Origin of the sequence: Paenibacillus puerhi (genome assembly GCF_009846885.1) — a bacterium.
Classification (GTDB): Bacteria; Bacillota; Bacilli; order Paenibacillales; family NBRC-103111; genus Paenibacillus_G; species Paenibacillus_G puerhi.
On record NZ_WUWM01000016.1, the window covers coordinates 30743 to 54890 of the forward strand.

Sequence of the window (24148 nt, forward strand, 5' to 3'; positions counted from 1 at the left end):
ACTATGGCTGCTGCCGCCCGGTTCGGTTGCGTTTCCGGCGCTTGAAGCAGCAGCCTGGATTGTTCCCTGCGGCGCATAAAGGCGTATCGGACATGCAGCCGTATTGACAGCGCAGGCCGGTGCAGGAGATAATTGAGCGCGCGCTTATTTAGGAAGCGACGCGCTGGGGGTGAGACTTATGGTAACCCGTAAAGAGGTGGCGGCCATGGCCGGAGTATCCGAGGCTACCGTATCCCGGGTATTCAATGGCGTAGGACCGATGAAAGAGGCTACGAAGCAGAAGGTGCTGAAGGCGGCAGCCGAGCTGAACTATCATCCGAATGCGATCGCGCAGAACTTTGCAAGAAGGCGCAGCGGCAATATCGGCGTGGTGCTTCCTTATGTGCCTAAGGTTCATATATTTTCTACATATTATTTTGCGGAGGTCTTAAGCGGGATCGGAGAGCAGGCCAGAAATTCCGGTTACGACATGCTGCTGATGTTTCGTTCCCCGGGCGAGGGCAGCGATTACAGCGGTTTTTTCCGTTCCCATAAGGTGGATGGCTGCGTCATCCTTGGCGCTACCGATACGCCCGAGGAAAGGGCGGAGCTGCGCATGCTGCACGAGCTCGGCTACCCGTACTGCCTGGTGAATCAGCATTATCCGGGAGAGGCGTTCCAGCAGGTGGATGCGGATCATGTGCAGGGCAGCTATAAAGCGGTGCGTTATTTGATCGGACACGGAAAGCGCAGCATTGCCTTCCTCAACGGCTCTCCCGAGTATTCCAACAGCGGGGACCGCTGGGAGGGCTATAAGCGTGCGATGAAGGAAGCGGGGCTGCTCGGGCCGGAGGTGACCGAACCTCGCGATATGCCGGAAGGTTGGTACTACGAAGGGAATTACAGCCGGAAGAGCGGAATGATCGCCGCCCCAGGGCTGGGGGCTTGTCTCGGGGAGGGCTTGCTGGATGCGGTGTTCGCGTCCAATGACCGGATGGCTATCGGGCTGATCCAAGGACTGCGGGAGCAAGGCTACAAGCCCGGGGCAGATTATTCGATCATCGGCTATGACGATTCGGAGGCGGCACGGGTAACGGACCCGCCTTTGACTACGGTTGCCGTGCCATTCTTTGAGATGGGACGCTTGGCGGCCAAACGGGTGCTGGAGAGGCTTCATAGCGGGGCGGAAGCGCAGATGGGGGCAGATATGGATTCCAGGCACGATGTGCTGGAGACAAGGCTCGTCATCAGGCAGTCGGTGTAAGGGGCAGCGAAAGGGCGGCGAGAGCAGGCGCAGCAGATGTTTGCTCGTGGGACCCGCCCCGCCGCCTGATCAAAGTAGAGGGCGCCGGAAAATAAGTCCAGTACGCCCAGGTTTGTGTTGAGGCGAAATATTAATCCAAATGCTCTTTCAGAGTCGTAATCATTTGGGATTGCTGATCGGCCGCGCTGTTTTTCCAAATAATTTCAAACAGAACGCCGAGACCCGGGAGTACACGTTCCTCCCCGTCGATGGAGTCTTGAACGATGTCCAGCAGCTCGTCATTGTTTTTATCATGCATTCGTTGTACGATGGCTTGTCTTAGATTCAGATTCATGGGAGGTTCCGCCTTTCGGTTTTCATCATGGTAGTCCTTCTATACTATGCTCCGTTTGACGTCCAATCATGCTTGCCGCCCGGTCGGTTCCTTCAGTGGACTTCGCTTCGATCTTTTCTTTATAATAAAGCTAGAGACTTCGGGTTGTTCAAGATCCACGTATAAGGGGGAGAACGCATGAAAAAGCAGTTTGCCGTTATCGGGATGGGGCGATTCGGGTTCAGTGTAGCCAAAACCTTATCCAACCTCGGCTTCGAGGTGCTGGCTATCGACAGCAGCGAAGAGCGGATCCACGAAGCGGCTAATATCGTCACGCATGTGGTTCAGGCCGACTCGACCGATGAGGAAGCGATCCGTGCACTCGGGCTCCGTAACTTCGACGTGGTGGTCGTCGCGATCGGACAGGATATCCAGGCCAGCATTCTTACGACCATTATCGTCAAGGAAATTGGCGTTCCGAAGGTCATCGTCAAGGCGCAAAACGAGCTGCACGGCAAGGTGCTGCGCAAAGTGGGCGCCGATAAAGTGATCTATCCCGAGCGCGATATGGGACAGAGGGTGGCGCATCACCTGATTTCCTCCAATATTATCGACCATATCGAGCTGTCCGAGGATTATAGCATTGTGGAAATCATGGCTTCCCGGCAGATGATTGGCCGTAACCTGAGACAGCTGGATATTCGCGCCAAGTACGGCTGCAATGTGATGGGGATTAAGACCGGAGAGCAGATGAATATCGCTCCGAACGCCGAGGATTTGATCCGGGAGAGCGACGTCCTGGTCATTGTGGGGAAAAATGAAGACCTGCAGCATTTCGAAAAAACCTTCGCGGAATAGTAAAGAATAGAGGGACATTCATTGAGGGAACTTAATAAACAGCCGGAAGTTATCAGCTCCGCGCAAAATCCGCGCGTCAAGCAGTGGGCGGAGCTGCAAAGCCGCAAAGGTCGAGATAAATCGGGGCGCTTCCTCATCGAAGGCCTGCATCTGGTCGAGGAGGCGCTCGAGTCGGAGCTAATCCCGCCAGAGGTTGTCGTGTATGCCGAGGACCGGAAGTCCGTCTGTGCTTCCTTGCTGGCTAAAGCGAAAGCAGCAGGCATCGAATGTGTAGCCGTAGCCGAGTCGGTGCTCGCCAAGTGTACGGACACCCTTACGCCTCAGCCGGTATTTGCCGTCGTACCGAAGCTGCCGTGGCGGCTGTCCGATCTGATGCAGGTAAAGGCAGGGGAGCCCCCTGCTCTGGTCATCGCGATCGACGGCATGCAGGACCCAGGCAACCTGGGGACGATCATCCGCAGCGCAGATGCGGTCGGGGCCTCCGGCATCGTGCTGGGCAAGGGGACTGTCGATCTGTACAATCCGAAAACGGTCCGCTCCACGATGGGCTCGCTTTTCCATCTGCCGATCGTAGCGGCCGATCTGACGGAATGCTTGCCTCAGGCCGCGGAAGCGGGCATCCAGGTTGTCGGAACGAGCCTGCAGGGCGCGGTTCCGATGTATGAGTGCGACTTGCGCCCCGCCACCTGGATCGTGATCGGGAATGAAGGGCAAGGCGTATCCGAAGCGGTTAGCGAGCTCGTCGAGCGTCATGTGCTGATTCCGATGCAAGGACGCGCGGAGTCGCTCAATGCCGCGATGGCGGCGACGGTGATGCTATTTGAGGCCGCGCGGCAGCGGGGGATTTAATCATTCAGCTTGTTACTGATTGGATCGTAGATTTTTCATCTTAAAAGTAGCCCGATGAGTCAAAAAACTTGATTTATCGGGTTATTTTTTGTGAGCTTAAGTAGAGCTAAGTCCACATCCTGTAACAAGGTGTGGGCTATTTGACCTACTTCTCTACCTCTTTCATCAATATTCAGTATAATATCTGTAGGACGGGCAGTTGCTGGCCAGATCCGTCTAACTTGGGTGGCAGCATCCATTTACAGGGGGCGACTATGTGAGACTTCGACGTAATGAGTATTTCTTTTTTTCTCGATCGATCAAAGCTAGAATGTTAGCTATATTTATCATGATTATTGCCATGATGACCGTCGGCTTTATCATTTCATTTTACAGGCAGAGCGTAATTGCGACGGAATACAATCATTTTATTCGAAATTATTCCGATTTAAGTAGGTTGCCGATTTTTATAAATAAATCATCCAAAAATTTTGAAGCGCTTCTAATGGAAAAAAGCGAGGAAGCACTACATAATTACGAGCAGGCCAATTTGGAAATTGATACTATATTGCTTCCCATACGTAATGAAATCGGCGAAAGTGATAATAATTTAATCTATTACCGAACCTTATCCAATATGTTGGAACAGCAAAAAGCTATGGTCAAGCAAATACTGCAAAATCCGAATTATTCCGATATCACGTATCTTCGCAATTTATATGTCCAGATGAATCAGCAAGCCCAGTGGCTTACAATCTCATATTTGGATTACAGCAGCGGGCAATACGTCTTTATGCTTGAAAAAGCAAGGCAGATGGAGAAAATGGTATATCTCATCATTGTCTGTTTTAGTCTTCTTTCCATAGGAGCGGCTGTTATGCTGTCCAAGGGACTATTCGATACGATTCTGATGCTATCCAAATCGGCTAAATTGCTGTCGATGGATGCCCAATTTCATACCCCCGACTTAAAAATCGGCAAGTATATGGAGTTAAATACGGTAGTCGAGGCATTTAATAAAATGAAGAATAATATGAGATTGTACATAATCGAACTGCAGGAAAAAGTTAGAATTGAAAGCGAACTCAACAGCGAAAGATTGATAAACTTGGAAAAAGACCGTCTACTCAAAGAAACTCAGCTGCTCTCTTTACAGATGCAGATGAATCCGCATTTTTTGTTTAATACATTAAATATTATTTCACGAAAGGCTATGCTTCAAAAAACGCAAACCGCCATTGAGCTGATCCAATCGATCTCGGCCATTTTACGCTATAATCTGGACAACCAAGCGAACCCGGTACCATTAAGCGAGGAGATTCAGATACTTAACTCCTATATATTGATTCAACAAGTTCGGTTTGGGGACCGCATGAGCTTTCAGTTGCACTCGACATCCAAATCACTTGACGCATTGATTCCTCCGATGATTCTTCAGCCGGTCGTAGAGAACGCTATTGTGCATGGTATGAAAAATGTGCTAAAGGATGGGAAAATATACATTTTTCTTAATGAAGACGAAGATCATATACGCATAGAGATTACGGATAACGGAGCAGGAATGCCTGAGGAACAAATCGCTAGGCTCTTTAATGGAATTCACGAAAAGAATGGCAAAAGCATAGGTCTTCATAACGTGCGACAGCGGTTACAACTATACTTTGAGAGGGACGATCTGTTATCCGTCTCGAGTACACTCGGGTGCGGAACCAACGTGATGATCTCAATTCCAAAGAATGCGAGGATGGTCGTATGTTAACCCTGCTAATGGCTGAGGATGAGCTTATTGAAAGAGAGGCTTTAAGGTACCTTATTGAGCAGCAGTATTCGTCCAATATTAGTATTGTGTATGAAGCGTCTACCGGAAAGGAAATGCTTGAGCAGGCTCTGCGGCTGAAACCTGATATGATTATGATGGATATCCAAATGCCGGAGATGGACGGTTTATCCGCAGCAGAAATGATTAGAAACCTATTGCCGGAAACGGAAATTATTATTTTAACGGCATACAGCCATTTTGACTATGCGAAGAGAGCCATACTTATCGGTGCAAACAACTATCTGCTCAAACCGATTTCCAACCAGAGCCTGTATGAAGCCATTGACCGTATGGTTGAACGTATTCGTGAACGTAAGATAACTTCAGAGAAGCAGCAATCGATGAATAAAAGATTTGACCATTGGAAGTACCTCATGGAAAAGGAGCTCATTTTTGAAGCTCTCTATCCTTCTGTCGCTGCCACGACCCACTTAAACGACTATTTGGAATGGCTGCAGCTTGATTTTCAATCCTATTCGTTATTGATTATGGGCCAGGATCATACTCAGGAGGATATTCGGCTCATTCGTAACATAAAAAACAAATTATCCTATCACGTCACAACAACGATTGCCACCATGCTGGGGAGCAATATCGTTATGGTTTTATTTGATAAGCAGCTGCCTGAGGTCATTATATCAAGACCCTTTGCTAAGACTTTGCAAGAAGTAAAAACGATTATTCAAGAAAAGACGGGATCGGAAAGCTTCATTGGAAAGAGTCAAGTATACCAGTCGATAGAACACATGACTCAAGCGTACAGTGAAGCGATGGAAAATGCCGATCACAACCTGCGGCATCACTCCCAGGTCTCGAAAACGACTGTAGAGAGCTATCCATATGCGAAAGAGGAGCAGTTGTGTGTCTATATTCTGCAGGAGGATTATAAAGGTTCATTGGCGATTTTAAGGGAACTCCTGGAGTGGCTTGCAACAGAACGCAGGAATTTTATAGGTAATGATGTTATCCAATTATGTACACAAATCCACCGCAGCGTGCAGCAGCATTTTGGGTCGTTCCCTAACTTTCCGCTCGAGGATATTCGGTCACGCTTGGAACAGTTAAGTGGAATTCAGGAAATAGCTTTGTATATGCAAGGCTTGCTTCCTGGTTTGATCGAAGCAGTCAGCGAGCAAAAAAAATCGAGCAGGGATGATTTAATGAATTCAGTTAAGGCATACCTCGAGGAACATTTTGCCGAGGAGATCAGCTTGGAGCAAATATCGAGGCGGATCGGACTTAGTTCTTTCTACTTCAGCAAGTACTTTAAAAAAATGGCTGGCATCAATTTTAAAGAATATTTGATTCAGATTCGTATGGAAAAAGCAATGTTTTTAATGAAGAGCTTCAACAAAAGTGTGAAGGAAGTAACGTTGGAGGTTGGCTATAATGATCCGAATTATTTCAGCAAGGCCTTTAAAAAATATACCGGTTTGTCCCCGACGCAATTTATCTCGCAAAAGGACAAATAATTCTAGAAGCAGAACAACTTTTTCTCTGCTTCTTTTTTTCATTGCATGCTACCATAAAAATGCAACCAATTACGCAGGGGGGGTTGACACATGATTGAAAGGGTGATGGTTAGAAAAATACTGCTCTTTTCCTTAAGTCTTATAATGATGACTGGTTGTATGCAGACTCATGAATCCGCTGTCAATCCGTCTAATCCTTCCTCGGAACCGAAAATTGTCATTCGATTTGCTGAAATTAATACGGACTTGGATCCGATTACTTTGGCAGATAAAGAGTTCGCGAGGATTCTGAGGGAAAAGAGCAACGGCAAGATTGAAATGAAGGTATATCCGAACCGTGAGTTAGGTGATCACCAAGAGGTCATTAAGTTGCTGCAGACGGGGGCTATCGATGTGACCAGGACACAAGCTTCCTATTTGGCAGATGCAGGCGTCGGTCAGCTTAATGTATTTTCCCTGCCCTATTTATTCAGGAATGCTGATCATGCCTGGAAAGTATTAGAGGGAGAAATTGGAGATGCGTTCCTTAATAACATTCAGACCTCCGGCAATAAAATGGTTGGGATCGGGTATTATGTGACAAGCCCACGGAACTTCTTTTTTCGAGATAAGAAGGTTACCCGTTTAAGTGACATTCAGGGATTAAAGCTGCGGGTTCCGACCGGACAAATTTACAGCGACATGGTAAAAGCCTTCGGGGCTGTCCCCATGGCCACCGATTTTAGCGATTTTTATGCTGCTTTGAAAACAGGCGAAGTTGATGGCGGCGAGAATCCAATGAAAGGCTATCACAGCGGTAAATACTATTATGTTGCGAAATATTACACAATTAACCAGCATATCGCTGACCCGAGCATCATTTTGTTTTCTGAGATGACATGGAAAAATTTTGATCTAGACCAGCGGCGTCTAATTCAAGAATCATTTGCGGCAAGCGCCGAGTATTTTAAGCAGATTTCAAAGGATCAGGATGCGAAGCTGAAAAGGGAGCTTGAAGCGGAAGGGGTCCAATTTTTTGAAGTTGAAGATCCGGATGAATGGCGCGACTCGGTGAAATCGCTTTATTTGAAATATGGAAACGGATTCGAGCACTTAATTGAGAAAATTCAGAAAATCAAATAACACGATAAGTTTAGAAAGGTGGAGTACTTTTTGAAAAAATCGTTTTCTACACTATTAACATTGACGATTTTGGCAACTACCGCATTGAGCGGCTGTGCTAGCGACACGTCTTCTCCGGCAGGAAAGGATAACAAAGAGGCTAAAGATGCTTCGCAGGGAAAGAAAGTGGAAATTGAGGTTTGGTCATGGCTGCCTAAAAGTAATGAATGGCCGAAGCTGAAGGAAGCTTTTGAAAAGGCAAACCCGGATATAACGATAAAACCGGTTACCTATGAGAACAAAACGGATTATGATCAAAAGCTTAAGCTGGCTATGGCAACAAGCGAAGGACCGGATGTTATTGCAACCCAATTCGGAGCGTTCATGAACTCTATGATTAACCAAATCGAACCGCTTGAACCGTATGTTACGAAAGAATGGGGAACTGACTGGGCGAAAATGTTTAAGGATAGTGCTGTGGCTCGAATGAAATCTGCACCGGGCATACCGGGGATGCCGATCGGCTTAGTTTCCGTTCCTCTTGTTATGTACGATGCGGATATGTTTGAGAAAGCGGGAATTACGAAGCTTCCGGCGACTTATGAGGAATTGAGGCAAACACTGAAGAAGATCGAAGAAGCCAAGCTTCCCGGGGTTATGCCTAATCTTGGATTTGGAGGAAACGAATGGGGACCGCAGGTTCGTGCGCTGTACGTAAACCTGGCCAACCAAATTGCGCCGAACAAGATTTATGATGCCGATGCGGGAAAGATTCCTTTTACAGACCCCGATCTGGTTAAAGCTGCCGAACTGATGAAGAAATATGTGGACGACAACATATTCCAGCCCGGGTTTTTAGCTAACAAGTTGAATCCTGATGTTCAAAATGAACTCTTCTATAACAAGAAAGCGGTTCCAATGATCTTGATCGGCAACTGGGGCGTGTACACTTGGACAGACCGTGAAAAATATAAGATTGCAGACCGCAAGTTCGGGTACTTCCCTTTGCCGCCTAGCGTAGGAGATAAACCGAATGTTCAGGGTGACGTGAATTATAATTTGAGCATTACGAAATTCTCCAAGAAAAAAGAGGCCGCATGGGAGTTTGTTAAATTCATGAGCTCTGGCGAGTATCAGAACATGCAAGCCGTCAGCCTGGCTGAAATGCCTTCTTTGGCAAGTGTGGCAGGCTACGATAAAAGTGTACTGAAGAATAAATCAGAGCAAGACGCTTTGGATGCCATCGCGAAGATCAGCAAGGAAAATACAATCGGCTTCAGAAGCTTGGAAAACGCAGAGATTGAAACCGCACTCTTCAAAAATTTGCAAAGCATGCTGGCGGGTAAAATGTCTCCGAAAGAAGCAATGGAAAAAGTGCAAGAGGAAGCGGCTAAGAGCAAAAAGTAAGAGTAAGCCTGTTAATGAACACAGTGGAGGTAGGTTTAGCCCCCTGTGTTCATTAACAGCAAGTTTGAGTGAAGACAAGAGGTGATCCGGTGAGGACAGCTAGAATCGATTGGATGGGCTATGTATATATTTTTCCGGTGTTTTTATTCCTAGGACTTTTTGTGTTTTGGGGAATGTTCTACAATTTTTATGTCAGCTTTTTTGAATGGGACGGCATTGCGCTCGAGAAAACCTTCGTCGGCTTGGACAATTATATTCAATTATCAAAGGATTCCGACTTCCTTGATTCTCTTGGAAATACGGCGATTTTTACCGTATTATATGTAACGATCGTGATCGTGTTGGGTTTTTTCCTGTCTTATTTTTTGCATTACAATATTATCGGTAAAACGTTTATGAAAACGATGGTTTTTCTTCCTCACGTTTTTCCGGTTTCCGTCATCGCATTGTTGTTTTACGGGTTCTACGATATGAATGTCGGGCTCCTAAACGACTTATTACGTGGAATCGGCTTAGGTCAGCTGGCAGCACCCTGGCTCGGGCAAATGGAAACATCTCTATATGCGGTATTAGCCGCCTTTATTTTTGCACAGCTCGGCTTTACGTTTATGGTCTACTATACGAGCTTGTTTTCAATTAATGAAGAAGTTTTGGAAGCCTCCCATCTGGATGGATCAGGGTTTTGGAGAACAAGTATTGAGATCGTTTTCCCTATCTTAAAAGGGGTGACACTTTCCTTAGTCATTACGGGTATTATCGCTACCCTAAAAATATTCGATATTGTTTGGCTTATGACGCAGGGAGGACCAGGCAGTTCATCGGAATTGGCCTCCACCTATGTATTTAAGCAAGCCATGATGAACTATCAGCAAGGCTACGCATCCGCTATTTCTGTGGTGCTGCTCGCTATTGCCTTTGTAATTACCGCCATTAATTTATTGATCTATGTAAAGGGGGCGAAGAAATGACAAAACGAGTCCCTAAGTTTCAAGCGATCGCTTTGAATTCGTTTATGATCCTTTTCTTAATCCTATGGCTTCTTCCTTTTTATTTCTTTATTACGAGAGCTATCGGGGATGAAGGACTGGGTAATTTTAAAGCCGTGCTTTCTTTGGATTTGTTTCCCCGGTTTTATTTGAACAGTGCAATCATTGGTGTATCTGTGGTTGTGATTAAACTGCTTATTGTCATTTTTGGAGGATACGCGTTTTCACGTATGAGATTTCCTGGGAAGGAATTTCTTTTTCTGATTACGTTGACTGCCTTGATGATACCTCCGGCTGCGCTGCTGGTGCCGTTGTTCCAACTAATGTTAAAGTTTCATTGGTTGAATACTTATTTTTCCGTTATTGGACCGGAGGTGGCGATGGGATTACCCTTCGTTCTGCTGTTGGTACGGGTGGCTATGGATGAGATTCCAAAGGATTTGTTCGAGGCTGCGGAAATCGACGGCTGCGATCATATAGGGAAGCTGAGATTCGTCGCTTTGCCCGTCATCATTCCTACTTTAGCTACGGTTACCGTATTAACGTTCCTGCATGCATGGAACCAATATTTATTCCCTCTAGTATTCATGAAGGATGCAGAAATGTACACGGTAACCCTTTCGCTTAATTATTTTAAGGGCGAGTATGGCGTAGATATTGGAAAAATATTTGCAGCTATGCTGCTCATCTGTGTTCCGGTCATCGCCGTGTACCTGCTTTCCCAAAAATTTTTACAGAAGGGCCTTGTATCAGGGGCCGTCAAATAACATAAATGTAGAAGGAGAAATCAAATTTGAGCTGCGATACTCCAGGGAAAAGGCCGAACATACTCGTATTGATCACAGATCAACAAAGAGCGGATACCATTACCTCAGATACACCATGTGAAATGCCGAATATGGATATGATTAAGAAAAAGGGTGTTCAGTTTAAACGAGCTTATACGACCAATGCCATATGTTCACCTGCCAGAGCCAGCTTAATGACTGGATTGTACCCGAGCCGGCATGGAATGGTCGACTGCACGCATACCGTCGAACCTTACCGCGCCGACCTTAAGCCAAATCTCCCGATGTGGTCACAGCAGCTTAGGGAATCGGGATATACCGGTGGCTATTTCGGCAAATGGCACGTGGAAAGGACGGAGAAGCTGGACACTTTTGGGTTTGACCGATACTTATTTAACGATTCCGAGGAGTATAAAAGCTACCGCAACGGCCTCGGGATGGAGGTCAGAAATTATATCGATAAAAAGGTCGTTCATCATAACGGTTATCGGGATCGAATTTTTTACGGCGTACATGATGAACCCGAGGAGGCATCGGAGCCGTACTTCCTTTATCAACAAGGCATTTCGTTTATACAGGACATGGCCTCTTCGGATAAACCGTGGTTTTCGGTTATTAGTACATTGGAGCCCCATGATCCGTTCATTGTTCCGAAGGCGTTTTACGATAAATATGATCCCGAAAAGATATCTCTTCCAGAAAGCTATGACGACGATCTTCAAAACAAACCAGGCTTGTACCGCCGACTAAAATCGGTGTGGAAGGACCTTTCGGAAACGGATGTCCGAAAGGCTATCGCTTGCTACTACGCCTCTTGTTCCTTAATTGATTCCCAAATCGGCAGAATCCTTCAAGCTCTAAGTGAAACAGGACAGCTGGATAATACGTATATCATTTTCACATCCGACCATGGCGAATTGCTCGGGGCACACGGTTTATTTTTGAAGGGCGTACCCGCTTACGAGGAAGTATATAACATCCCATTGGTTATCTCAGGTCCCCATATCGAGCCAACGGTGTCGGAAGCTTTCGTCAGCTTAGTCGATTTGGCACCTACCATCTGTGAGGTTACCGGGAGCAATGTAATGCCACTCATCGATGGAAGCTCGCTTCAGCCATTGCTGACCGGCGAGGCGGATCTTAATGCTTTTCCATGGAACGAGGCCTATGCGGAATTCCATGGCCAGCGTTTTTTCTATACGCAGCGAATCGTTTGGCATGATAAGTTTAAATACATTTTCAACGGCTTTGATTTCGATGAGCTGTACGATCTTCAAGCAGATCCAGATGAACGGGTCAACCTGGCTGAGAATCAGGATTATTCAGATATTCTTGAAGAAATGGCCAAACGTATGTGGCGGCGAGTCTATCGTCTGGGAGACTATAATATGGCGAAGTCCGACTATGGGATGTTCTGTTTCGCACCCGTTGGACCTGACTTCGAGGAGCATGAATTTCAATTGATTGGGCCTGATTCGCAGTGAGTTCCCTACTTCTTTTATTTCGGTTTTGTTACGCTAACTACGCAGGTTGATTCTATATAAGTAGATTGTCATCCTGATTGAAAGCCCTTCATAAGGGGGGCTTCAAGACATGATCGTACTGCGCTTTTAAGGCTACCGGGAACGATTAGAGAATTTCGAAGGAACCAATTAACTAATCTTAAAAGAGGTGGTCCCTATGAAATTGAAACAGAGATTTCTTGTAACGGCAGCGATTTTAATGATGGTCGTCACTGTTTTGAACGGCACCGCAATAGCAAGCGAAAAGGAAGTAGTCACAGGCAGGGTAAATGGCAAGGCCATAGAGAGTGCGGTGCTGCAGAACTTCATTTCCGATCCAGTTGCAGGAGACAATGGGCTTCCGACATCTCCCGGGGCTAAGATGACCCGCGGAATCAATGTTGGAATTGATGTGGACGGCAACGCTATCCAGGCAGTGGACGAACAGGACCTGAGATATTTCGACGGAAAGTATTATCTCTACGGACAGTCATTCATTGATGGAGCATTCCACTACGCACCAGGTACGCAGATGACTCCGGTTCTTCCTACCAAGCCTGCTCCATCGTTCTACCGCTATAGTGGCCTTAGCATCTATACCTCTGATGACCTGATGAATTGGAAACTCGAAAAGACCGCCTTCTTACAAGACGATGAGACTGGGGAGATCTATCCGGTCAAGAAGCCGCGTGTGGTCTATTCCGAAAAGACGAGACTGTACACCATGTGGTTTCTAGTTTCACCTCCTATCGGCTGGGCAGGGATCCCCAGAGGCGGCGATATCTTCCGCTATTCACAGGCCCCGACACCTCTCGGACCTTGGGGGCCTGTCCATAAGCCTACTGTCGCAAACGATCCGACCGGAAATGCCCTCGGACCTGACTTTGAGATTGTTACTGGGCCCGACGGCACTAGCTGGATTGTCACCTCTCACAATGGTGTAAAGGTATTCAAGCTCAATGAGGAGAAGACCGGCACAGTGGAGCAGATCGATCTCGATATTGATTTCAGTGTACTCGGTGGCGGAATCGGCATCCACTACAATGACGATTGGTGGTATATCACCGGGAGCAATGGATGCGGAAACTGCATCTCTGCAAAATTCGTTTATCTGATGGCAAAGGACCCTTCAGGACCGTGGCTCAGCCCTGAGACCGGCAGCCCCGAGCTCCCTCTTCAGCCAGCCCTCCTGGCCGACAATGTAGAAAGTTCACAGGTACACGGCGCCAAATTATTGCCAGATAGCGAAGGCAAGCTGAATGTTCTCATTCCAGCAACGCATTACCGCTCTAGCCCGACCGGTGCACCAGGCGAAACCACTTCACAGCCTGGCGACAACAGTCTGGCCTTGTCCGGACACTTTTATTTCCCGCTTCAGTACGATGAAAGGGGTAGCATTCTTCCACTTGACCTCAAGGATTCCGAGGAATTCCCATTGGCGAAAAAAGTAGTTACCACTGTTCCGCCAACCTATGAAGCTCATTTGAGCATCACAAACACCAAAACCATCGAACAGTCCTGGGAAGTCAAGGCAAGTGAACCCTTGGCATCGATATTGCCTGCTGTCTTCCAACGTACTCCCGACTACAGCACGAGAGGTCTTGGACAGCGCGATGCGCTTCTTCAGGAACCGTTCGTGGATAAACCGCTTCTTGCAGAGCTCAAGCTGCCTGACGGCACTATCTACACATGGAGCATAGACCAACGAACTGTCGCATGGGCCCCTACAAAGATTGCGCTCAATCTTCCAAAAACATTTACTGGAAAGGGTCGTGTAACCCTGAAGTTGAGCACAACAGCGACAAATGGCGGCTATGGAATTGCTGTTGGAGAAAAGTCTTACCGTGTGCCCGGCGGCGAGTATGTGACGATTGAATCTGGTGCCAAGATTGTATGGCCCAAAGCGGAGATTCTGATGCAGACATCATCCGAACTCCAGTCGGCTCCGACCATCACAGTCCAACCCAAAAGTCTTCGTGTCCCTGAAGGCAGCGTTGTAGGTTTCTATGTGGAGGCTGAAGGTGTTGGTCTTGGGTACCAGTGGACACGTGACGGCAAAGTCATCTACGCCCCTGACGGATACAACGAGTCGACCGGACCAACGTTTCGCATGCAGGAGGTTACAGAAGCCGACAGCGGCACCTACATGGTCCATGTCTTTAACCAGGCCGGATCCGTGTCATCTGTACCTGTGACATTGGAAGTGATTCCTGCACCTGACGATGAAGCCTCCGCTGAAGAATTAAACTAAATTTTGTAAGTTTACAGAGTGTTTTCAGTGAAAAGGTGAATTTAACTCACAGCGAAGCCATCGCTAATGGATATATTTATCAAAAAACGGACAGTTAATCACAAATCATGATACATGAATGAGACCGAATCAATATACCTAGATGTGTCAAACTCTTGACATGTCTAGGTTCTTTGTGTTTCTACGATGTGGAGTGATCTCCTTTACCATGATTTTCGATAGAATTTCACCACCATCTGAATAGGATTTTGCCTCTTTATTATTTCGGCAAGTTCGTATAATTGGGCTGAGGCTAAAGGTTTTTGAAGGATTCATGACTTTCAAGAACTGAATCAAAGTAAAGGAGGGAAAAACTTTGATTGAAAGCGCTTGCTTTCAACTTCGTTAGCTTCATTTGCAAGAGAATGTTAACTGAGTGCATAAGAATGTCCAATAACAGAACTGCCGTTGTGAAAGGGAGGAACTACATTTTGAAAAAGCATATCGCACTGCTAATGATCATCAGTCTGCTCATTACTGTGTTTAACGGGCCTATACCGGCAAAGGCGGAAGAGTTTATGCTAACGGAAACCTATACGCTGTATCCGGAAGCAGATACCTTTGTTCGTAGTGGCGCCCCGACTCAAACCTTTGAGAATGATCCCAAATTATTGGTGAATGCCGGGCGGATTTCTTATCTTCGCTTTGATTTATCCGGGGTTATGGGTGTCGTTACGGGCGCCGCACTGCAGCTATACAAGGCTGACGCGAATACCAATACGCTCTCTGTGACCCATATTGTCTATGACGATTGGGCAACTAACATGAACTATAATAACAGGGTCAGTGTAAGGTCTGGGGCTATTGGGGATGTCCTCGTACCAGGATTTTTATCCAAAGGAAAGGACAGCACGATTAGCGTGGAGTCTGAGGCGCTGACGAGTAAGGTCATTTCCGAAAAGCAGTTGGACGGGAAGATATCCCTTATGATTGATAATGTTAGCGGTTCCAATTTTGCTAATGAGTTTTATTCCAGTCGCGGTACGAACAAGCCTGCGTTGGTGGTAACCGCAGCCCGGCCGGCTACGCCAGGCGAAGTGGCACTATGGGACTTAACAGATCTTGGCCTAGGTAGCGGCAGTGTCATCAGCCAGAACCTCCCCGTCACGGGACAGCGGGGTTCAATGATTTCTTATGTATCCAACGATGCATCTATTATAGCGGGGGATGGGACAGTGACACGTCCGCCATGGCTGGAGGGGGATAAAACCGTCCAACTGGCCGTATACTCCACATATTTGTCGGAGACCCGGACTCAAACATATCAAGTGGTTGTACCCAAGGACCCCGCCGCCGACCCGGGTTTGGTAGCAGCTGCAGATCTCGAGGCTTTAAAGCTTTACAATGGTAAATATATAACTGATGATTTACCTTCCATCGGGGCACAGGGTGCTAGATTTACTTATACATCCAGTAATCCCACCGTGATAAGCCATGAAGGTTACCTGACCAAGCCCTTGCAGAATGAAGAGGAAGCCTCTGTGCAGGTCACCGTTACAGCTACCTATATGGGAGAGATGAGAAGCAGCACTTATACTCTTGTGGCAAGCCCGCTGCAAGAGCAGGAGCCCGGTCTTCGTGACAGCCTCGCGCGGGTGATTGCAATTGCGGAGAACTACGCGGCTGCAGCTGTAGTGGGGGCTGGGGCTGGGGAAGTGACCCAGGCATCCAAGGATGCATTGACGGCCAAGATTCAGCGATCCCGTGTCAAACTGGACGATCCGCATACCGACTACCGAGCGACGATCGATAGTCTGGTTCAAGCCGGGTCCGCAATGATTCGGACCTCCGCCTTGTCCTACAAGGTGACGAATGCTCAGGCAAACACCGTAGAATATTCGGTGTACCGCCAAACCTTGCGGGACTATGTATGGCAAGCGGAAACCTTATTGGTTATTCAGCCGGAATACCATACCCAAGAGGATCAGGTGGCGCTGAAATATCAGATCGATCTCGGCAAATCGTTGCTGAGCAATACCTACAGCCTTCCTTTCGCGCATAACCGCAAGTTCAGGAATGGAAGGATAGACGATGTGATTCAAACGCAGTTAAAATATGCCACTTACGTCACAGGATATGCTTCGGATGGCGGGTACTACGGTATCATTCCTGCTGTAGAATCGTATAAAAATACGAGTTATCTCAGCAGACACTATTCGTCAACCGTCCTGTATCCGACCGATGATACATTCGTGACCGGTCTGGCACCAGGTGTGCCCCAGGGAACCAGCCAGCGGCTTCAGCTGCAGAGCATCAGCGGCTTCCGGTCTGCATTTATGAAATTCGATCTCGGCTCCATTGGCAAGGAGGTACTTAGCGCGAAGCTGAAGGTCACAAATGCCAAGTCGGACAACAAAACCGTCTACGTCAACGTTTTTGGGGATGATGCTTGGCAGGAGAACACGCTGACTCGCAACTTGCTCCCTAAGGAGAGTGATAACAGCACCTTGAAGCTAGGGCCGCAGATTCTTACCGGCAATCTGGGTGGAGTGTGGGATGTTACGGAAGCCGTAGCAGGGGAAAAGGTGAAGGACGGCATGATCACCTTCACAGTCCGGGTAGATTCAGACACCACCCACGAATTTTACTCCAAGGAAGCAACCGCTCAAGACACTTGGCCGGCAGTAACCATCATGAGTCGCAAAATAGATATGTCTAAGGTTGCCGATACTTACCAGCAGGCTGTGCAGTATGCGGAAGGACTATTGAAGGAGGCGTCGGTGGGGGGCGGTATCGGGCAATATAAGGAGCAAGCGGCGATAGATCAAGTACGTACCGTACTGGAGCAATTGAAAACCGATTATGCCTCGGCCAACCCGTACACGGTTGCCGGCACGATTGTTCGATTATACGATACAGCCCGCGAGATGCGGAGCCATCAAGTTCTTCGTCTTCAAGTGGATCCGGACTCGACCCTGTTCTACACCTCGGAAGAGATGGCAAAGCTAAGAGAAGATATTACCAAATCTCCTCTTAAGGAACAATACGAATATCTGAAATCGCTATCAGATGAAATGACGGCGGAACAGCTGCGGGAATTGAACGAGATCGGTATTACCGACAATCCCGATTACAATTTGCTCAACAGTAAGTATAAGGTATGGAGCAATATTAAGAATGTCAGCTTCACCGCACCGGAAGGTGCTAAATTCGCCAGCATGGAGATTACCCTGCTTCCAAGCTCCAATGAACAAGAGGGCTTGGGTCATGTATGGGTGGATGATATCCGAGTGTATCCTACGACGTTCTCTGGCGATTTGCAAATTCCGGACCCAAGTTTCGAGGAGAACGGTTTGTCCAATTGGAGTCCGGTGGTTGTGAAGGGCAATCCTGTACTCCAGGCGGAGCAGCGCCCTACCTATGTTGCGACGGGTAGACAATCCATCTATATAGCTAATCCGACTGCCAACGATCAAGGGAAATGGAAGCTGAACAGCGACTTCCCCCTAACCGCAACCGATAATAAATATTCACTGATCTTCAATGTGAAAATTGACGGAAGATTCAAGAATGACGCAGGAGTAGAATTGGTCTTTATCTTCAAGGATAAGGATGGCCATGTGATCCGCAATGGACTTGGCGAACCGGAAACCCGTAAGGTAACCGGAGCTACGCCATCTGCCATAGGGGTTGCGAATGCTAACTTGTATATGCAGGCAGATGCCCTGGTTTATGCGGTCACAGGTGATATCGAGTATGCGCAGAAAGCCAAGCATCGGATCAAATGGACGTTGAACGATATTCTGCAGGGAGCGGAAAACTGGAACGCAGGAGATAAGCGGCCGTTCGGGATTGATGCCTATGGTCAAGTCCAAGCGGGAAGAAATGCGACTTCCATCGCATCTGCTTATTCCATGATTAAGAATGCGCCAAGCTTATATTCAGCGGAGGAACGTCAATATTTCTATGCCCAGCTTCAATATTTGTTCGATTACTTGACTGACTTGCGTGATCGGAATGAGCTGACAGAGGAGCAGAATGCTGCGGGTACAACCAACTGGCAAACCGATATGTCGATAGGAGCGGGCCTTCTCGCACTGACGATTCCGGAATATCCTAACGCACGAGCCATCTTGGACAATTCCATGGCGCTCATCGAAGGACAATTGGTTCATCATGTTAATAGCGATGGAGGGTGGCCGGAGTCCCTTCGTTACCACTCGGCTACGCTGGGCAAGGTGGCACCGTTCGTCAGAGCCCTGCGGGTCGCATCCGGTGCCGAGTGGTTCTCCGAATATGTAACTCCCATGCTGAATTTCCTGATGCTTGTGCATACTCCTGCCTATGAGTATTTTGACAGCGAGATTGGGACTCCCGGCTTCGGAGACCATACTACGGGTAACGGGGATGTGTTTGTTCCTTTTGCCAACTATTTAGATGAAGTGGAGAAGACCGATCCTAAGCTCGCCGCCCAGTTGTACGAAACCTATATTCGTGCGGGCAAGCCGGCCGGCGGTTATCATGGAGAATCCCTGGCTATCCAGAACTTCTTCCTTCCGTCGAATACGGATAATAAGGACAATGTGGGATTGGAGCTGGGATCGTCGGCTTATACCGGAGATACCGGTTACCTGATCTTCCGCAATAATTTTAATCGTTCCAACGAAAGCTATTTGGTTCAAATGGCAAGGGAAGTGTATATGGGACACCAGCATGCGGATAACGGTTCTTTTATTCTGTATTCAGGCGGAGAACCGCTGGTTCATGATCCAGGTGTGCAAAGCTACTTTGACGGATCCACGGCTTATTACAATCAATCCAGCAACCACTCCGCAGCGACGTTCCTGAATTCAAGCGGCAGCCCGGTGAATAATCCGGATCTTGTAAAACAAGAGGATTTCTACGCTTCCCAGGCGATGGATTATTCCAGGGTGGATCTGAGTTCAGATCTGGGTACATACAAACGGCATATCGCGTATGTCAAGAACGGTATGGATGCCTATGTCATTTGGGATCAGATGAAAGGAAGCGGCAGTACTTCCGGGACCCTATACACGCTTCCGCTGGCATCCACCGGTACAAGCGTGGACGGGGTAAAAGTTGATACCTCGGGGAACGGCTTTGTCGGCGGCGGCACCAAGGTTCAAACTAGCGGTTATTACGGTACCGGATTGGAGACGACGGTGCTCGAACCGGCCCATCCAAAAATCAGCGTGAAGCAGGGCGGTTCCTCCAATATGTTCCCGGCTACGAACGGCACGTACCTTTTAGATATGTTCCGGGTTGAGGCGGCACCGGATCAGAACTTCCTGACCGTACTCTATCCGGTTGCAAGTGGAGGGGAAGGGATCAAGGAAACCTCGCTTGCTGTTGATATCGCCGGAGTGACCGCCTACAAGATAGAAATGCCTGGCGGCAAGTGGATGATCGTGGCTGCCAATAATAACGCTACTTTACAAACCGTCGATCTCCCGGTTCCCGAGAGCCTGGTCGATCTGAGAACCGGAATAGGCTATCCTGTGTCTGGAACAGCAGTTCCCGTACAAGTAGAGGGTAACGGATTGATGATTCTGAAGCCGGGAACGTTAGCGGCTCCCGTTCCGACAGACATCGAGTATACGGGTGTTACCGAGGTCGTTATACCGTCCAACGGGGTAGTGAACATTCCACTCAGAGGCATTGTGCTTGACCAGTACAACAACAATATCATCCAATGCAAGAACCGTGTGGTTGATCTGTGCGGTACGGGTACGCAGGATGTATCCCTCACATGGTCACTCACTGGCTCTCCTGAGGGGATCAGTCTTGATGAGAAAAAAGGAATTATTACCGTTACAAGCGTTGCAAAGCAATCGGAGGTTATCGTGACTGCGGCAAGTGCGGGGATTAGCCGTCCGGTTGTACTGAATCTAACCAAGCAGGATAACGGCAGCACACCCCCTGCAGATCCAACGAGTCCAACGGATCCAACAGATCCAACGGACACCACAAATCCGACACCTGTGAATCCGAGCAATTCTTCGCCACCGATAACATCGGCACCGGGAGCATCGAATGGCCAGGAAAAAGCAGTAGTAGTACCGAAGACGCCGAGTAAGGTAGGCAATGCCGCTGTTGCGACGGTGAATGCAGACGAGTGGAGGACCACATTAAGGCAGGTGAAGCAGGACGGTCTTATCCGTGTGGAGCTGGCAAAGACCGAACAAGCAACGGCATACCAGCTTGTCTTTCCATCCGAAGCCATCTCAGCACAGTCCGGTCAGACGCAGTTGGAGATCGTCACTCCGCTCGGAACGGTAAGATTCCCGAGCACACTGTTCAAATCTGGCGAATTACCCCATCAGGAACTAGTGTTTAAAATTACTGAGCATGATCCTGCCGGCTTGGACAGCATGGCAAGGCAGCAGATTGGTAATCGTCCGGTGCTTGATCTGAGCCTGATGAGCGGGGATAAAGTTGTGGAATGGAACAAACCTGATGCTCCTGTGACGGTATCTATTCCATACACGCCTACGGCCGAAGAGAAGAGTACTGAACATTTGGTTATCTGGTACTTAAATGATCAAGGGCAGATTGTCCCTGTAGTCAATAGCAAATACGTTGCTTCCACCGGCAGCGTAACCTTCAAGACCACACACTTCAGCCGTTATGCGGTAGCTTATGTGACCAAAACTTTTAACGATATCGCAGAGATGGAGTGGGCGAAAAAGCAAATCGAAGTATTAGCTTCCAGAGGTATCGTGACCGGCGTATCTGAAGCGCAGTTTCATCCAAGTGCAGAAGTCACCCGTGCGGATTTCCTCTTGCTGCTGACCAGAGTACTGGAATTGAATGCGCCTATAGGAGAAGCCTTCTCAGATGTACCGGAAGAAGCGTATTACGCGAAGGCTGTTCATATGGCGAGAACACTGGGCATAACAGAGGGTAGCGGGAATAACCAGTTCAGACCGATGGATTCCATTACACGCGAGGATATGATGGTCCTTGCGGCCAGAGCTATCCAATTGTCTAAACAGGTGAATCTGAGCTCCTCCAGCACTGCATTGTCAATGTTTAAAGACTCCGGACAGGTTGCAAGCTATGCCCAAAAGAGCGTGGACATGCTAGTTTCCTCCGGTTTGATCAGCGGATACGATGAGCGCATTCACCCTCATGCTACAACGGATCGCGCACAAGCCGCCGTGCTTATGTATCGCATTTTCAACCTGATGAGTCATTAAGATGAATTTATCGCCGCTCCCTTTAGCGTGAGGGAGCGGCGATTGTATTTGATAAAGGATCGTAGGATTTCCTGATCATCCAATTGTTTTTTGCCTGTAAGGCTTAACCTGTTTATGGTATTTTTAAAAGTGTAAGCGCTTACTAAAGGATCGTGAAAGGTGGTGATGCTCCGCCCATAGCGATAAACATTGCGGAAATCCGGATCCGCGGAAAAACTAATACTTGGAGAGGTGAATGATATTGAACAAATGGTTACAAGTAAGGGTTGCCCTCATGCTGGTGGTTTCTATCGTCGTGGCTACTGTCGGGTTCATCCAGCCGGAACGGGCCCACGCCATCACCTTCGTGCATCCGGGAATCCTGCATAGTGCAGCGGATTTGACCCGAATGAAAACCAACCAGGACACGGAGCCGTGGAAATCGGCACTGGCTGCCTTCAAGACAGATTCCAAAGCATCGTCCAGCTATGCCAAAAAGGGTCCATACAGTACCGTCTGCCGTAAAGATTCCACGTTGTCCACCTGCACCAGTGCGGACTATGGGAACAGCGCTTTGGAGAACGATGCCAGGGCCGCATATTACAATGCACTGCTCTGGAATATCACAGGAATACAAGCACATGCCAACAAGGCTATTGAGATCTTGGATGCCTGGTCAAATACACTCACAACCATCGCCGGAACAGATGCACAGCTCGCAGCAGGGGATAACGGGATTTTCTTGGCCAACGCCGGTGAATTACTCCGCTACAGTAACTCGGGATGGAGCTCGACCGGAATCACGAAGCTGTCCGACCTGTTGACGGATGTTTTCTACCCGCAAATATCCAATATCGGGGATGCCAACTGGGGGGGATCCTGCCTTAAGACGATTATTGCCATTGCCATCTTTACGAATAATTCCACCATGTTCGACTATGCAGTCAATAACTACCGGAATCATAGTTGTGCGGCACTGACTAAGAATATCATGTCCACAGGCCAGATTTCGGAATCGGGCCGTGATCAAGTGCATGCCTTAGGCGGACTCGGAAATTTGATTATGGTTGCCGAAATGGCATGGAAGCAGGGGGTTGATCTCTACAGTGATGCGGATAACCGGCTTCTGCACGGTATGGAGTATTGGACGAATTACAACCTCGGCAATACCGAAACCTCCTGGGATGCAACCTTTGGACGCTGTACAATGGGCCCATGGAGTGCGATAAACGGGACTTATCGCAGTGCAACGATTGATTGGGTGCCGGCAGAATTAATCAACGCCCACTATGTCGTACGGAAGGGGATAGCAGCTCCATTCACGACGACCTACATGAACGGTATGCCGTCAACAGATCCGGACACAGCACTTATGACCCTGGCGTATAGACATGGTACCGTCACAGATAGTACTAAACCTTCCGCCCCGTCCGGCTTAACAGCCACCCCTACATCAAACAACAAGATCAATCTGAGTTGGACAGCCTCAACGGATAACGTAGCCGTCTCCGGATACAAGATCTACCGCAATGGTACGATTGTAGGATACTCGCCTTCGACGGATTATACCGATTCAGGACTAGGCGCATCCACAGCTTATACCTATACAGTGAGCGCTTATGATGCCAAGTCCAACACCTCTGGTGTCAGTAACTCGGTTACAGCGACCACGTTGGCATCTCTGACTTCGCAGATTCCTTTTACAAGTGTAGACATCGGAAGTGTAGGAGCTGCAGGCAGCTACAGCTATAGTGGAGGAGTCTATACCTTGAAGGGCTCGGGAAGCGATATTTGGGATAAAACGGATCAATTTCGTTTCGCTTATGTTCCGCTGAAGGGCGACGGGACCTTCACCGCGCGGGTGACCGGCTTGACGAATACGCACTCATCAGCCAAAGCGGGGGTTATGATCCGGGAGAGTCTGCACGGCTACGGAAGCAATGTATTTTCTGCACTCAAGCCAACCAGCGCCATTTACCAATACCGTTCCGCACCCGGGGGAGTAACCAATTCACCTGCAGGCACCGTCGTAAATGCACCGTACTGGGTCAGGGTAATCCGCTCGGGCAACATCGTTGAGGCATATAGTTCTCCCGATGGGACTACTTGGACGAAGACGGGGGAGTCCCGCATTTCGGCAGCAGGCACCGCGTATGTAGGCCTTGCCGTGACCTCTCACGTGAATACAACCTTGGCTACCGCAACATTTGATAATGTAAGCATTCAATAATAAATTGTCCATATGTTAGGAGAAGACCGGGAGGGGCTGACCTTTCCGGTCTTTTTCTTTTATAGCGCAAAAAGTCAATAGGATTTCCTGCCGATTCAATCGTATTTTGCCTCTACAGGAAGAGAAGTTGTTGAAATAATAAGTCAAGATGCATCTCATTATTACCGGACCT

At 48.2% G+C, this 24148-nt stretch carries 14 protein-coding genes; 13 read left to right on the forward strand and 1 reads right to left on the reverse strand.

Features of this window, described 5'->3' with window-relative positions; translation table 11 throughout:
* Positions 1 to 178 precede the first annotated feature (178 nt).
* The gene (locus GSF01_RS15690; RefSeq protein ID WP_159885620.1) at positions 179 to 1243 is read left to right on the forward strand and encodes a LacI family DNA-binding transcriptional regulator; all 1065 of its coding nucleotides are present in this window, start codon (positions 179 to 181) and stop codon (positions 1241 to 1243) included.
* Between the two features lie 130 nt (positions 1244 to 1373).
* On the opposite strand, the gene sspI is transcribed toward GSF01_RS15690, so the two are convergent.
* A complete protein-coding gene (sspI, locus tag GSF01_RS15695; RefSeq protein WP_159885622.1) occupies positions 1374 to 1577 on the reverse strand; it encodes a small acid-soluble spore protein SspI in 204 nt (67 codons plus the stop codon).
* A gap of 177 nt (positions 1578 to 1754) precedes the next feature.
* Here sspI and GSF01_RS15700 point away from each other — a divergent pair, with 177 nt between their 5' ends.
* The 12 genes from GSF01_RS15700 (at position 1755) to GSF01_RS30190 (ending at position 23976) form a co-directional block, all read left to right on the forward strand.
* On the forward strand, positions 1755 to 2414 hold the full coding sequence (locus tag GSF01_RS15700) for a potassium channel family protein (RefSeq protein WP_159885624.1): 660 nt from the start codon (positions 1755 to 1757) through the stop codon (positions 2412 to 2414).
* 21 nt (positions 2415 to 2435) lie between these two features.
* Positions 2436 to 3263, forward strand: a complete 828-nt coding sequence (locus tag GSF01_RS15705; RefSeq protein WP_201305409.1) for a TrmH family RNA methyltransferase — start codon at positions 2436 to 2438, stop codon at positions 3261 to 3263.
* A 256-nt stretch (positions 3264 to 3519) separates the two neighbouring features.
* The gene (locus GSF01_RS15710) at positions 3520 to 5001 is read left to right on the forward strand and encodes a sensor histidine kinase (protein ID WP_159885626.1); all 1482 of its coding nucleotides are present in this window, start codon (positions 3520 to 3522) and stop codon (positions 4999 to 5001) included.
* Complete coding sequence (locus GSF01_RS15715) at positions 4995 to 6533, forward strand: response regulator (RefSeq protein WP_159885628.1); 1539 nt, start codon at positions 4995 to 4997, stop codon at positions 6531 to 6533. The genes GSF01_RS15710 and GSF01_RS15715 overlap by 7 nt, the downstream gene beginning before the upstream one ends.
* Positions 6534 to 6623: 90 nt before the next feature.
* Entirely contained in the window at positions 6624 to 7655 is a 1032-nt protein-coding gene (locus GSF01_RS15720; RefSeq protein ID WP_159885630.1) for a DctP family TRAP transporter solute-binding subunit, read from the forward strand.
* Between the two features lie 30 nt (positions 7656 to 7685).
* Positions 7686 to 9041 carry an ABC transporter substrate-binding protein gene (locus tag GSF01_RS15725; RefSeq protein WP_159885632.1) on the forward strand — a complete coding sequence of 452 codons (1356 nt, stop codon included), beginning with the start codon at positions 7686 to 7688 and terminating at the stop codon, positions 9039 to 9041.
* 89 nt (positions 9042 to 9130) lie between these two features.
* Positions 9131 to 10009 carry a carbohydrate ABC transporter permease gene (locus GSF01_RS15730; protein WP_159885634.1) on the forward strand — a complete coding sequence of 293 codons (879 nt, stop codon included), beginning with the start codon at positions 9131 to 9133 and terminating at the stop codon, positions 10007 to 10009.
* Positions 10006 to 10794, forward strand: a complete 789-nt coding sequence (locus tag GSF01_RS15735) for a carbohydrate ABC transporter permease (protein ID WP_159885636.1) — start codon at positions 10006 to 10008, stop codon at positions 10792 to 10794. The genes GSF01_RS15730 and GSF01_RS15735 overlap by 4 nt, the downstream gene beginning before the upstream one ends.
* Positions 10795 to 10820: 26 nt before the next feature.
* Positions 10821 to 12299, forward strand: coding sequence for a sulfatase-like hydrolase/transferase (locus GSF01_RS15740; protein WP_159885638.1), 1479 nt, complete (start codon positions 10821 to 10823; stop codon positions 12297 to 12299).
* 196 nt (positions 12300 to 12495) lie between these two features.
* On the forward strand, positions 12496 to 14568 hold the full coding sequence (locus GSF01_RS15745) for an immunoglobulin domain-containing protein (RefSeq protein ID WP_159885640.1): 2073 nt from the start codon (positions 12496 to 12498) through the stop codon (positions 14566 to 14568).
* A gap of 470 nt (positions 14569 to 15038) precedes the next feature.
* Complete coding sequence (locus GSF01_RS15750; RefSeq protein ID WP_159885642.1) at positions 15039 to 21767, forward strand: CBM96 family carbohydrate-binding protein; 6729 nt, start codon at positions 15039 to 15041, stop codon at positions 21765 to 21767.
* A gap of 241 nt (positions 21768 to 22008) precedes the next feature.
* Entirely contained in the window at positions 22009 to 23976 is a 1968-nt protein-coding gene (locus GSF01_RS30190) for an alginate lyase family protein (protein ID WP_159885644.1), read from the forward strand.
* Positions 23977 to 24148: the final 172 nt, after the last annotated feature.

Bases quoted from the DNA above. Each gene is read 5' to 3' on its own strand.
- GSF01_RS15690 (WP_159885620.1), top strand. From the start codon at position 179: ATGGTAACCCGTAAAGAGGTGGCGGCCATGGCCGGAGTATCCGAGGCT.
- sspI (WP_159885622.1), bottom strand. From the start codon at position 1,577: ATGAATCTGAATCTAAGACAAGCCATCGTACAACGAATGCATGATAAA.
- GSF01_RS15700 (WP_159885624.1), top strand. From the start codon at position 1,755: ATGAAAAAGCAGTTTGCCGTTATCGGGATGGGGCGATTCGGGTTCAGT.
- GSF01_RS15715 (WP_159885628.1), top strand. From the start codon at position 4,995: ATGTTAACCCTGCTAATGGCTGAGGATGAGCTTATTGAAAGAGAGGCT.
- GSF01_RS15720 (WP_159885630.1), top strand. From the start codon at position 6,624: ATGATTGAAAGGGTGATGGTTAGAAAAATACTGCTCTTTTCCTTAAGT.
- GSF01_RS15735 (WP_159885636.1), top strand. From the start codon at position 10,006: ATGACAAAACGAGTCCCTAAGTTTCAAGCGATCGCTTTGAATTCGTTT.
- GSF01_RS15745 (WP_159885640.1), top strand. From the start codon at position 12,496: ATGAAATTGAAACAGAGATTTCTTGTAACGGCAGCGATTTTAATGATG.